The following is a 12,598-nucleotide window of genomic DNA, read 5'->3' on the forward strand; positions in this document are numbered from 1 at the left end:
AAGAACCTAAGTTTTCGAAAGCTGGAGTATTTTGAAAGCTCCCCGCGCCACAATTGCAAAGACAATAGTTCCTGCGACAAGATCGGGCATGTTTGAGCCGGTTAGATAAACCAGTACTCCTGCGATAATTACTCCGATATTTGCAATTACATCATTCGAGGTGAATATCATGCTTGCCTGCATATGAGCTTCCTTGCATTTTGACCGCTGTAGTAAAGTTAAGCTTAAGCCATTACCTGCCAGAGCGAGGAGAGAGACGATTATCATCATTTGAAAGGAGACGTCTTCTCCATAGCCTAAGAATCTTCTAATCACCTCGGCAAAGCCCAGTAGCGCCAATACTAACTGGAAATAACCGCTGATTTTTGCTATACTGTTTTTTCGGGCGACAGTAGCTCCTATAGCTAACAACGCTAAGCCGTAAATGATGCTGTCGGCTAACATATCAAGGCTATCAGCCACAAGCCCCATAGAGTTAGCAAAAAAACCAGTGATCATTTCCAGTATAAAAAAGAAGAAGTTTATAGCCAATACCTGATATAATAACTTTCTGTCCTCTTGCTCAGTGGCAGGTACGAGAGTGTCTGCCACAATTTCTGTCTTTGTAAGTTCGCTGTTCAGCTTTAGGCTCTCTATGGCCATGGATATCTGGAGTGGATTTGATAAGTGATATACATCCAGCCTGCGCGCCTTAATGTCAAAATCTAAATAACGAATTTCTTTTATGCCGTCCAGTCTCATCCGGATCAAATGCTCTTCTGCAGGACAATCCATTTTTAATATACGAAATGTTGATCTATTCATCCGAGGCGTCTCTATCTTTTAACTCATTGACAAAGTGGTTGAGTGTTTGCAGGTTTTTAACGGCATCGCCCATGGTATTGTTAAAATACGAAAATATTGTCTTCCCGTCCTGCATCCATTCATTGATATACAGTGCATATTCGTAAAGAAAATCGTCGGTATAACTACCCCTATATCCGCCGTTTGGACCATGAAATCGCAGATACATGAAATCTCCAGCTACATCATTCAATGGAGTGGCAGAGGCGGGCAGATCATGAATAACGAATCCCATACTGTACTGATCCAAAAGCTCATAGATATCTTCAACATACCACGACCTGTTGCGAAACTCCAAAAATATCTTCCATGAGTTATCCTCATCTGCGCTCCTTATTTCAGCGAGCAATCTATCCAGTCCGAAAAGATCGAATGCTTGACCAGGAGGAAATTGCACCAGTAAACATCCTTTTTTATCACCTGCCCGGTTGATTGTGTCCATAAACCTCCTGACGGCGTCGGGATTAAAAACAAGCCCTTTATTATGTGTTATTTCACGCCATAATTTAAAAGTAAACTTGAAGTTCTCAGGGACGCTGGCAGCCCATTTTTCAACGGTTGCCGGTTGAGGGATTTTATAAAAAGAGCTGTTTACCTCAAGGCTGTTAAATAAGGAAGCATAAAAAGTAAGTCTGCTTTTATCTCTGAATTCCACAGGGAAGGCCTGCTTGTTCCGAACAGGCAAAGTAATATTACTGGTTCCTGAATAAAAATCTCCTATAACTTGCGGCATCTGCTATACAAAAAAATGTAATGTGTTTTTAAACAGATTATCACGTCTGAAGTTCTATATACCTGAAATAATAGCCCTCCGGATACTTCTATTCCTTTGGGGTCTCGCTTTCAGCAGCACTTTTTTTCTTAAACGGATTGATTCCCTTAATAAGTCCTTTTCCTGTTTCCTTCAGACTTTTTTCAGCAGGTTGTTTATTCCCTGAAGTATCCGTGCTGCCCGATAACTTTTTGGAAAGCTGGGCTGCCGCACTCTGAAGGAGCTGTTTCTTTGCTGAAGCTACAGAATCTTTTACAGCAGAAACAGCTGCTTGTTTAGCCACTTCCACTTTAGTACGAACAAATTCCGCCGACTGTTCCTTCATCGACTGTGCAAGACTTGCTGCGCTCTGTTTCAGAGCGGTCTTTACAACCGGATGAGTAACAGATCCCTCCAGCTTAATCTGGAGATCAACTTTATCGCCTATATTAAGAGGAATACCTTTGTTGTTCACTTTTGTTACCAGTCCGTTAACCAAAGAATTGCCTTTGGCACCCATCAGGGCCCGCGGTACTTTCATATTGATGGTATAATCAAGGCTCTGATCAAGTCCATGGAGTCCGCCAATTTCCATATCAATATCCTTCACCTTCATGTTAAAGGGCTTAACAAGAACTTTACCAGCTGCAAATTCAAAATAGCTTTTAATGTCTTTAACCGAGATCTGCTGCAGTGCGCTGATATTAAGTGTGTTTGCCATTTTTTCCAGCGGCTGAAACTTATTTAAAACACCTTCAAGTAACAAAACATTTCCTTTTCCCGTAAGCGAGGAGAGATCGGGCATCATACCTTCACCCAGTTTTCCCTTCATATCTAAGTTGGAGCTAAGGGTTCCGGCGAGGAATTTTCCGACAGGCATAAGCTTTTGAACAGTATTGAAGGCAAAAAAAGTTTTTTGTATGTCAACGCCTTTTACATCATAATTAAGAGAAACATCCGGATGTTTTTTATCGGTCTTTGTCGAATAATAACCGTTGATCGCCATGGTACCGTCAAGCGCTTCTCCTTTAACGTCCGAAAGCTTAACAGCTTCATCTTCTATCCTGAGAGTACCAGAAAGGTTACTGATGTCAAGCTTATCATAGTGAACAGAACCTGCTTTTGCATTCAGTTGCAGGTCGAGGTTAGCAGGAACAGCAAATGGAGCTGAAGTATTTGCTCCCCCTGTTTCGCTGGCTGAAGTTCCCATCCATTTATTAAGATCAATGTGATCGGCCGAAACATTAATAGTGCCATTCAGGGGCTGGTTTTTGATTACGTATGGCAGGATGTTGTTTATCGTACCATTGACGGTGAATTTAGTATTCATGAAACTGCCAGCCATATTACTGACAGTAACATTCCGGGGATTAAATGTCATCAGCATATTGCTCACCTGCAGCCCGCCGGGGTAATCAGATGAACGGTATAGAAAGTTTCGTACGGCAATAGTGCCATCCGCATAAAACTGATCGAAGTTCTGTTTCTGAGCCGCGGCGGCGCTTCCTTTCATGCTCACATTGGCATCGAGCAAACCCTTTAGCGTAGTTCCTTTTTCCAGCTTCACGAAACTTGTTATTCCAGTAAGATCCAGCTTTCCTTTTGCGGCAGCATCAATAAGCAGTGAGGATAACGGTTTCTTGACGTTAAGCCGGAAGTCAAAAGGATTGTTGTCCATCTCAATATGTCCCCTGGGGATGTCGATTACTGTATGGTCTGTGATGCCGTCCGGATTATTAACACTGAGCTTAAGGTTGACGTTTTTTACGGCTTTAGGCAGATCAGGGTATTGGAAGAAGCCATCCTTTATTTCAAGGTTTATTTTATATGCCGGGATTTGAGCAGCGCTGTATGGTCCTTTTACCAGTCCGTCGAAAGTAAGAGATCCATTCGTTTTTACAGACGCAAAATCATGCTGATAAATCGCAGGAATAAAAGAAAGTATGTTTTTGAAACTTGTAGACAATGCTTTGAACTGAATATCCATATTGTAGCTGTCTGCCGAAGCGAGCTGAAAAAAACCTCCTGCACCAAGCTGAAGATCATTCAGCTTGATCTTATCTGTCTGAAAAGAATAGGTATTACTCTTTGTATCTATTTGAAGGTCTGCATCAACATCTGTCCTGATTTTATTGAGCCATGGAATGCCTCCATAGACAAAATTCACCTCGTCCGCGGTCGTCGTGGTCTGCAGCGTAAACCGTTCAGATGTAAAGTCACCTTCACCCTCATGATTGAGGTTTACAATCTTACTGCTCATACGACTTACATCATCCTCGTAAACGATATACCCGTTACGGATACTGTATTTCTTCAGGTGTATCACGAAAGGCTTCGTTTCAGAGCTGGTGTCTGCGGCCGATGTGTCAGGTTTTAAGATATCCCAGTTTGCATTTCCATTTTTATTGACAAGCGCAAAAATGCGTGGCCGGTCAAGTTCTATAGCATTTATCTTTATAGTTTCGCCCTTTATTACACTAAGAAGGTTTAATGAAAGGTCAAAACCTTTTACCGACAACAGCGTGTCTTTTTCGAACTCTCCTGTTCCTATTATATGAAGGTCTTCAAGACGCAGCGACAGATCAGGAAAATCGCGTAAAAGCGAAATATCAGCTTCTTTAAAGTCGGCTTTCGCGTTCAGCTTTTTGTTGATTTCTGCTTTAGCAATTCCTTCGATTTTCCCTTTAAATACGAAGGGTAACAGAATAACGGCAACAATAATGAGCAGGAAAAAAATCCCGGCTATCCGTAGTGGCTTCTTCATTTTTCAAAGTATTTCGGAGCTAAGATACAAAAACCTCCAGCGAAGAGAGGGGTGCAGTAACAATATGAGTTAGTGGAACCGTCATTGTGCCCTTGCTGCCCATTAAAGTACTAATGGATACCCATATTGCCCCGCTCCGGCTAATGATTCCCTACTGTGAGTCTACCTTTTTGCCGAAAAGGTAGACTCACAGCAGGCTGAGCCGACCTTGTATGAAGGAATACAGATAATCAAAGGATCACCAGAAGCAGGCCATTCTGCGGGCATGATGACTTTCTGCAGGGCGTTTAAGGGATTTTCAGAACAGCTCAACACAAAGATAATCAACCGCTTAATTATACAGATTATAAATTAGAATTTCCTGTTTCATCTTTTTGCAGTTCTTATCAACTTTACTTTACATCAGCTAAAGCCGCCGATCTCCGCATCGTGTTACCGTCCTAACCCTGCCCTGTGCCAGCTGCTGATGGCTGAAGCAATTTAAAAAAGGAGGAAAATATATGGCAGTAATCGATAGTAAAGGCGGCATCCACGGCACAGCAGGCTCCGTGGTATACCGCAGCTACGGGGGAATGAACATCGTTCAGAGCCGTCCCCGGCGGTTCAAACAAACAGAGGCCAGCCAGGAGGCTGCCGGAGAATTCGGACTAATCAGTCAGGCATCCAGGGTGATCAGGGAGGCATTCCGTCCCTTTTATCACCACTTTCATGACGGAGGGATGGTGAACCGCATGACGGCAGCCGTCTCGCGCAGTATCCGGGGCAGCCGCAGCCGGGAGCGTGGTGACCGCGACCTGCACGACGGGGAGCTCTCCTTCCTGGAGGGACTGGAGTTCAATGAAAACTTTAAGTTTTCGCAGGCCCTGCAGTTCAAACCGCAGGTAAAGCGCAATGAGAAGGGACAGGTAAGCATCAGCCTGCCGGAGATCTACTCACGCAGGGACTTTGTCACCCCTTTCAGGGAAAACGGTAAGGTGAAGAGCTTCCGGCTCAGCTTTGTACTGGCAGGTTTCAACTTCAGGGAAAAGTTCTATGAGTATATCGGGGAACAGAGTGTCAGTATACGCGTAGGCAGCGTGACTGCCGCCCGCGAGCTGGTATTTGAGGACGAAGTACCCAAAGGCTGCCTGCTGCTGGTGCTGGGTATGCTGGAATGTACCGATACGAACGTATACAAAAACCAGCTGGAATCGATCAACAGCAGGGATTTCAACCCGGTAAGCCTGATCGCGGCATTCCAGTCGGAAGATGAAGCAGAGGCAGGATATGGGGAAAGCAGGGCCATCCTGCATGATGAAGAGGCAACAGCAACGGGCATCCCTACCCGTACCCAGCTGATGGCCGGTTACAGGGGGAACGACTTTCTGAGCAGTATGCGTGCCTGGAGGGAGGCGACGGCGGGGCGGGGAAAGGTGACCGAAGCAGAAGAGAGCCCGGGACTAAGGGATCAGGAACGAGCGCAGCAGCTGCAGGAGATGGAGCAGATAGTAAGGGAGAAACTCAGGCAGATGAGCGGGCAGTCGGCCACAGCGGCCAGAGAGGCCATTGACCTGAGCAAGCTCATGGGGAAAAGAGTAGATTTTTAAATGCGCTTGACCTGCTAAGGGTAAACTGTGCACCTGATTATAAAAATAATCTAAACTTTTTTGCTGCGAGGCTTATTAAATCAGGAGTTTACATCTGCAATAAATCATTTATGAAGGTCAGCGATTTTATTATTCAGCGCTTAAAAGAATGGAAGGTTAACCGGATCTTTGGGTATCCGGGTGATGGTATAAACGGCATATTAGGAGCATTAAACCGTGCCAAAGACGATATCCGGTTTATACAGGTAAGGCATGAAGAGATGGCGGCTTTTATGGCCTGCGCGCATTCCAAGTTTACCGACGAGCCAGGTGTCTGTCTTGCAACATCCGGACCGGGGGCAATTCATTTGTTAAATGGCTTGTATGATGCCAAACTCGATCACCAGTCGGTAGTAGCTATTATCGGGCAACAGAAAAGGACGTCGATGGGAAGTAATTATCAGCAGGAGGTGGACCTTCTGTCGCTGTATAAAGATGTTGCGTCTGAGTATGTTCAGATGGTAACAGATCCAGCTCAGGTACGGCAGGTGATTGACCGGGCGTTCCGTATTGCAAAGGCAGAAAGAACCGTTACCGCAGTGATCGTACCGAACGATCTTCAGGAAGAGGAGGCTGTAGAGGAGCCGCAGCGTAAACATGGAAACGTTTTTACGGGGGTCGGTTACTCCAAATCCCATCTCATTCCTTCGGCGGAGGAATTGCAGAAGGCGGCTGCCATACTTAATGAAGGAGAGAAGGTTGCCATACTGGTAGGAGCGGGCGCTTTCAGCGCTGTGAATGAGGTAAAGCAGATAGCAGAGATACTCGGGGCGGGAGTGGCAAAAGCCTTGCTTGGGAAGGCGGTACTACCCGATGATCTTCCTTACGTTACCGGTTCTATCGGCTTGCTGGGCACTAAAGCAAGCTGGGAAATGATGGAAAATTGCGATACCTTCCTTATGATCGGCAGTAGTTTCCCTTATTCTGAATACTTGCCCGAGCCGGGAAAGGCAAGGGGAGTACAGATCGACATCGACGGGCGAATGCTAAGCCTGCGGTATCCAATGGAGATCAACTTGTTAGGCGACAGTAAGAGCACCCTTGAGTCGCTTATTCCACTGCTCAAACACAAAGAGGATCGTTCGTGGCGCAAAACTATTGAAAATAATGTTACTGATTGGTGGGAAACCATTGAAAAGAGGGCTATGCAGGAGGCTGAGCCTATCAATCCTCAAAGGGTATTACAGGAGCTTTCTCCAAAACTTCCTGATGAGTGCATTATCACTGCAGATTCGGGAACATCGGCCTTTTGGTATGCACGTAATTTAAAAATGCGCGAAGGGATGCTTGCTTCTCTTTCAGGTACACTGGCCACAATGTGCCCGGCGGTTCCGTATGCTGTTGCTGCAAAATTTGCTTATCCAGGGAGAGTACCCATTGCAATTGTTGGCGACGGCGCCATGCAAATGTTGGGTATGAACGAGTTGATCACTATTTCGAAATACTAGAGAGAGTGGAGCAATCCGCGGTTGCTGGTTATCGTACTGAATAACCGTGATTTGAATATGGTGACCTGGGAACAGCGAATGATGGCAGGGGAACCAAAATTTGAAGGGTCTCAGAATATTCCTGATGTTCCTTATGCACAGTTTGCTGAACTGTTAGGATTGAAAGGCATACGGGTGGAAAAGCCCGGACAGATATCCGGAGCGCTTGACGAAGCTTTGAGCACTGACCGTCCCACAGTACTCGACGTGCTGGTAGACCCTAATGTACCCGTTGTTCCGCCGCATATTGCTATGAGTCAGCTGGCTATGTATAGTAAAGCTCTATTGAAAGGCGACCCCGAAAGCGCGGGAATAGTAAGGCAAACGATCAGAGAAGTAATGCAGGGCGGAGTAGGTTAAACCGGAATTAGAATAATGAGAAGGAATCGAAAGCTATGGGCCCCGGGGGCTGTTATGCTTGCAGGCTTGATGCTTGACAGTTTTGCATTCGCAATAATTCAGGATTCTTTAAGTCCTGCTATTATGATTATAGCTGCAATCCTGTTTCTTGGTGGTATAATCTGGTTTGCTGCCAACTTTCGTGAATAGGGTTATGCAAGATGAGTGACGATAAACTTGTTTTATAAGCGGAGGTTTATGTAAACTTGCATCCAAAACAAGCTTATCCGGCTTAAAATATTGCATTCGCCTTTATAAAGAATATCAGTGATTAATACATCAGGAAAACAGGAAGAACCGTCAGGTAATCATCGCTTTACATTAAGAAATACCTCCATTTCTGATATTACGGAAGGGCTTCTTTTAAGACACATGAACGCGGGGAATACGTATGATAGCAGGGCATATCAGAACGTAAACCCTAAAATCCTTGAGCTTAATCTGGGTGTCTTTACCAACCAGTTTACTACTCTTGCTTTTCCGGATGTAACAGTCGTCCGTCAGGGCAATGATTTATTTCTCTCCTGCAATTGCCCCGAAAACAATAAGAATTTATGTGAACACGAGGCGCTGGTTATGACCGCTCTGATCAGAAGGGACGAACTGCGGGTGTTTTTTGATGAAAAGCTTCGGCACGAAAAGCTAAGAGAAGTTGCTGTCGATTATGGGCTGGAGAACGAACCCGATCTGGACAACTTTTTTGAATTAGAGTACATCCATAAGAAACTGATTATTAAATCACGCCTTCCATCACTCTTTGCAGCAACAAAGGAAAACTTTGCTGCTTTTAACGATCTTCTGAAGAACGGTGATCAAAATATTGCAGACGCAGCTGCCAGGACCACTGATCAGCCGGTTTTTGTGGTATTGCGGCAGCATAAATACTATCAATATCTCTTTGTTGATCTTTACCGTTCGGAAGTATCGCTGGAGGGGCGTATCAAAAACCCCTTAACAGCAGTGTCGCCGCTCGACCTCATGTGGAGATCGGAAGATCCCGATCATTTAAAGTTCTTTACAGCTGTCAGCAAATTTCAAAACCAGACAAGTACAGCGCGAACCCATTCAGATCTGGTCGCGCTAAGAGCGATCGTAAAGAATCCCTTAGATTATGCCTTTTACTATCATGACAAAGACGTGTCAGAGAAAGTGACCGCTCGTTCCCTTGTCCCCGTAAAAATCAAGCTGCTGACAAACGATCCTGAATTGAAAGTAAATCCGCAGGGGGCTTTCTACGAATTGAGCGGGAGTATTAAAATTGAAGGCCGGATCTGCGACCTGGAAAGCCTGGATCTTAGGTTTAACTATTTCCTTGCGGCAGAACAAACGCTTTATCTTGCCGGAAACCTTCAGGCTCTGGGCATCATTGACTTGCTAAAGAAGAAGAACGGCCGGCTTCTGATCCACGGTTCGAAATACAGGGAGTTTAAAACAAAATTACTTACAAAGATCGAGGATAAGGTAGGTATTGATTATACACATATTAAGCCAGCCACTCCCTTACAGCTCAACCAGCAGGGCTTTAATAATCCGAAAGAAAAGGTTATTTATCTTTCGGATTTTGGGCAGGATGTGATGATCATTCCAGTGGTGCGATATGGAGAGGAGGAAGTACCGATCCGAAGCAAGCGGCAGGTTTATGGAACCGATAAGCAGGGGCGTGAATTTCTGGTAAAGCGCGACGGTGAGGAGGAAGATGCTTTTACAGCACTTCTGCTAAAGCAGCATCCCTATTTCGAAGAGCAGCTTGAGAACGACCTGTACTATTTTTATCTGCACAAGAAACGCTTCCTGGATGAAGAATGGTTTTTAAATGCCTTCGATGAATGGCGGAAGTACAATATTACTATCCTTGGTTTTAATGAGCTGGAGGGAAATAAGCTCAATCCTCATAAAGTAAAGATCAGCATAAAAGTTCTTAGCGGGATTAACTGGTTCAATGCCATTGTGAATGTAAAGTACGGAAAGAAGAGACTCGGCCTGAAGCAGTTGCAGAAAGCTGTAAGGAATAAGAATAAGTATGTTCAGCTGGACGATGGCACCACGGGCATTCTTCCTGAGGAATGGATGGAGAAATTTGCAGCCTATTTTAATTCGGCTGAGATTGCAGGCGACGACACGCTGATTATTCCGAAAGTTAACTTCTCTGCTGTCGACCAGTTATATGATGCCGAAATGCTGGATGATGAGGTTAAGGAAGAACTTAACTTCTATCGTAAAAGGTTATCGGACTTTGAGTCAGTTAAGAACGTTAAGATTCCGGCAGAATTGGAAGGGACCCTGCGTTCCTATCAAAGGGAGGGATTGAACTGGCTTAATTTTCTTGATGATTTAGGCTTTGGGGGCTGCCTTGCCGATGACATGGGTTTAGGCAAATCTGTTCAGATCATTGCCTTTATTTTATCACAAAGGGAAAAGACAAAGCATAATGTTAATCTTATCGTAGTTCCTGCATCTCTGATATTTAACTGGCAGGCGGAAGTGAGCAAGTTTGCTCCTTCTGTAAAGATACATACTATTTATGGTGCCGACAGGATAAAAAATACTCATGATTTCGACCCTTATGAAATCGTCCTTACTTCTTATGGAACGCTGCTGTCAGATATTCGCTTCCTGAAAGACTATACTTTCAACTACATCTTCCTGGACGAATCACAAAATATTAAAAATCCCGAATCTCAACGATATAAGGCGGTCCGCTTATTAAAGTCGCGAAATAAGATTGTGATTACAGGCACACCTGTAGAGAACAATACCTTCGACCTTTACGGTCAGCTGTCTTTTGCCTGTCCGGGTTTATTGGGCAGTAAGCAATATTTTAAGGATATCTACTCATCGCCGGTCGACAAGTTTAAAAGTTACAGGCGGACAACAGAACTCCAAAATAAAATCAAGCCTTTCATTCTGCGCAGAACCAAGCAACAGGTGGCATCAGAACTTCCTGACAAAACAGAAATGGTGCTTTATTGCGAAATGAAACCTGAGCAGCGTAAAATATACGATGCCTATGAGAAGGAGTTCAGAGAGTATATTTCAGCTGCCACGGATGATGAATTAGCGAAGAGCCCGATGAATGTTCTAAAAGGATTAACGCGGCTAAGGCAGATATGTAATTCGCCACTGTTACTAAAAGAAGAGAAACTAAAAGGAGAGGAGTCAGTGAAAATTGAGATGCTGACAGAACAGATAGAAAATAAGTCGCCCCGTCATAAAATTCTGGTCTTTTCTCAGTTTGTCTCCATGCTTGATCTCGTAGGGAAGGCATTGAAAAGTCGCAATATCGGGTATGCTTACCTAACCGGCAGTACAAGGGATAGGGAGGCTGTGGTGAGCAGCTTTCAGAACGATCCCGGACTGCGGGTGTTCCTTATCAGCCTCAAAGCGGGTGGTACCGGCCTTAACCTGACAGAAGCCGATTATGTGTATCTCATTGAACCATGGTGGAACCCTGCCGTAGAAAATCAGGCCATTGATCGATCGCACCGCATCGGACAAGATAAAAATGTGGTGGCGGTACGAATGATCTGCCCGGGCACGGTAGAAGAGAAGATGATGACTATGCAGGAGTCAAAAAGAGAGCTTGTTCAAAATCTTATTAAAACAGACACTTCCTTCCTGAACTCTTTGTCGAAAGCAGACTTGCTTAAGTTGTTGGAGTAGGAAGCACTTTTGATTTCCGCTTCAAAATCAACGCGCTTATAAGGGAAACAACTATTCCGATTGGGAGAATTTCAGAATAAGTGATCAGCACGAGGAATAATGGATTTTTATACATCTCTTTAAAACGTGCCATTTCCATTGTCTTTTTTGAGATATCCAAACTACTTGCTCCACTTTCACGAGCCTCTCTAAGAACATGTCCGGTATACTTGTCCATAAAATCGGGGATGAACAGATAATATTCAATCAGCCAGACAACCACATAAATCGTAGACGCAATAAAAGCGATACAGAGACCTGTCTTAAATGCCCTTCCAAATGATATAAATCCGCCGGAATGTTTATCCCTTAGGTTTTTAACACCAACGAAAACAAGCGAGAAGGCAAGGATCATGGAAGCGTATCCCATGACCATATTGCTTGTGTAATCCGGATTGTTATAACAGATCGTTGTGATGCATACCATCAGCCCAGCGACGATCAAACCAGAAATCATTCCAAATACAATGATATTTTTTTTCATATTCCTTTATTGATTTATGATTCAAATGTGAGGCGTTCAAGCAACTTTCGCTTCATACTTTCGGGTGATTTTTAAAAGAATACATAATTTCAACTGAAGAATGAGACCTCTCAGGGGATAATTCCCAGTTTTTTGGCTTTATCTACTGCCTGAGTACGTCGTTCTGCTTCCAATTTTTCAAAGAGCCGCGACGAGTGAGTCTTGATTGTATTTACCGAAACAAATAAGCTCTCCGCGATTTGCCGGTTGCTTAGCCCCCTTGACATCAACACCAATACCTCCAATTCGCGTTTACTAAGGCCTAGTTTGGCAAGTTCTTCTTCGTTTATTACAAAAGGAGCGAGAGCAGGTTTATAGATTTCTTTTTCTGTTATATGGGTCCTTTTTTTCTGACCCGTTAGTTTTAAGGCGACCCACATTCCAAGGCCAGTAAAAACTATCGCAATAGCGCCAATATATAATTCCAAAGCATGATCAACGATAACAAACTGCCATTCAAGCCACTTCATTAAAAACAATAAAGACGCTAATGAAAAGCCGTATATA

At 44.2% G+C, this 12,598-nt stretch carries 8 protein-coding genes and 1 pseudogene; 4 read left to right on the forward strand and 5 right to left on the reverse strand.

The window, feature by feature from the left end; translation table 11 throughout:
• Nucleotides 1-6 precede the first annotated feature (6 nt).
• From BDE36_RS13620 to BDE36_RS13630, 3 genes are all read right to left on the reverse strand, one after another.
• Nucleotides 7-774, reverse strand: coding sequence for a cation efflux transmembrane domain-containing protein (locus BDE36_RS13620; protein ID WP_317132920.1), 768 nt, complete (start codon nucleotides 772-774; stop codon nucleotides 7-9).
• Between the two features lie 22 nt (nucleotides 775-796).
• Nucleotides 797-1,576, reverse strand: a complete 780-nt coding sequence (locus BDE36_RS13625) for a DUF72 domain-containing protein (protein WP_141815308.1) — start codon at nucleotides 1,574-1,576, stop codon at nucleotides 797-799.
• An 88-nt stretch (nucleotides 1,577-1,664) separates the two neighbouring features.
• A complete protein-coding gene (locus BDE36_RS13630; protein WP_141815309.1) occupies nucleotides 1,665-4,358 on the reverse strand; it encodes an AsmA family protein in 2,694 nt (897 codons plus the stop codon).
• Between the two features lie 500 nt (nucleotides 4,359-4,858).
• On the opposite strand from BDE36_RS13630, the gene BDE36_RS13635 reads away from it, so the two are divergent.
• From BDE36_RS13635 to BDE36_RS13645, 4 genes and pseudogenes are all read left to right on the forward strand, one after another.
• Nucleotides 4,859-5,944 carry a hypothetical protein gene (locus tag BDE36_RS13635; RefSeq protein WP_141815310.1) on the forward strand — a complete coding sequence of 362 codons (1,086 nt, stop codon included), beginning with the start codon at nucleotides 4,859-4,861 and terminating at the stop codon, nucleotides 5,942-5,944.
• A 110-nt stretch (nucleotides 5,945-6,054) separates the two neighbouring features.
• Nucleotides 6,055-7,830: pseudogene (locus BDE36_RS13640) on the forward strand (thiamine pyrophosphate-requiring protein).
• 15 nt (nucleotides 7,831-7,845) lie between these two features.
• On the forward strand, nucleotides 7,846-8,019 hold the full coding sequence (locus BDE36_RS23745) for a hypothetical protein (protein ID WP_161987628.1): 174 nt from the start codon (nucleotides 7,846-7,848) through the stop codon (nucleotides 8,017-8,019).
• Between the two features lie 117 nt (nucleotides 8,020-8,136).
• Nucleotides 8,137-11,529: a DEAD/DEAH box helicase gene (locus BDE36_RS13645; protein WP_235904329.1), complete on the forward strand. Its 3,393-nt coding sequence runs from the start codon at nucleotides 8,137-8,139 to the stop codon at nucleotides 11,527-11,529.
• Here the strand turns inward: BDE36_RS13645 and BDE36_RS13650 are convergent.
• Nucleotides 11,513-12,052: a DUF4199 domain-containing protein gene (locus tag BDE36_RS13650; RefSeq protein ID WP_128767382.1), complete on the reverse strand. Its 540-nt coding sequence runs from the start codon at nucleotides 12,050-12,052 to the stop codon at nucleotides 11,513-11,515. The genes BDE36_RS13645 and BDE36_RS13650 overlap by 17 nt on opposite strands.
• 110 nt (nucleotides 12,053-12,162) lie before the next feature.
• Complete coding sequence (locus tag BDE36_RS13655) at nucleotides 12,163-12,561, reverse strand: response regulator transcription factor (RefSeq protein WP_211360923.1); 399 nt, start codon at nucleotides 12,559-12,561, stop codon at nucleotides 12,163-12,165.
• Between the last annotated feature and the right edge of the window lie 37 nt (nucleotides 12,562-12,598).

Source organism: Arcticibacter tournemirensis, assembly GCF_006716645.1.
GTDB classification, from domain to species: domain Bacteria; phylum Bacteroidota; class Bacteroidia; order Sphingobacteriales; family Sphingobacteriaceae; genus Arcticibacter; species Arcticibacter tournemirensis.

Bases quoted from the DNA above. Each gene is read 5' to 3' on its own strand.
- BDE36_RS13620 (WP_317132920.1), bottom strand. From the start codon at position 774: ATGGATTGTCCTGCAGAAGAGCATTTGATCCGGATGAGACTGGACGGC.
- BDE36_RS13625 (WP_141815308.1), bottom strand. From the start codon at position 1,576: ATGCCGCAAGTTATAGGAGATTTTTATTCAGGAACCAGTAATATTACT.
- BDE36_RS13630 (WP_141815309.1), bottom strand. From the start codon at position 4,358: ATGAAGAAGCCACTACGGATAGCCGGGATTTTTTTCCTGCTCATTATT.
- BDE36_RS13635 (WP_141815310.1), top strand. From the start codon at position 4,859: ATGGCAGTAATCGATAGTAAAGGCGGCATCCACGGCACAGCAGGCTCC.
- BDE36_RS23745 (WP_161987628.1), top strand. From the start codon at position 7,846: ATGAGAAGGAATCGAAAGCTATGGGCCCCGGGGGCTGTTATGCTTGCA.
- BDE36_RS13650 (WP_128767382.1), bottom strand. From the start codon at position 12,052: ATGAAAAAAAATATCATTGTATTTGGAATGATTTCTGGTTTGATCGTC.
- BDE36_RS13655 (WP_211360923.1), bottom strand. From the start codon at position 12,561: ATGAAGTGGCTTGAATGGCAGTTTGTTATCGTTGATCATGCTTTGGAA.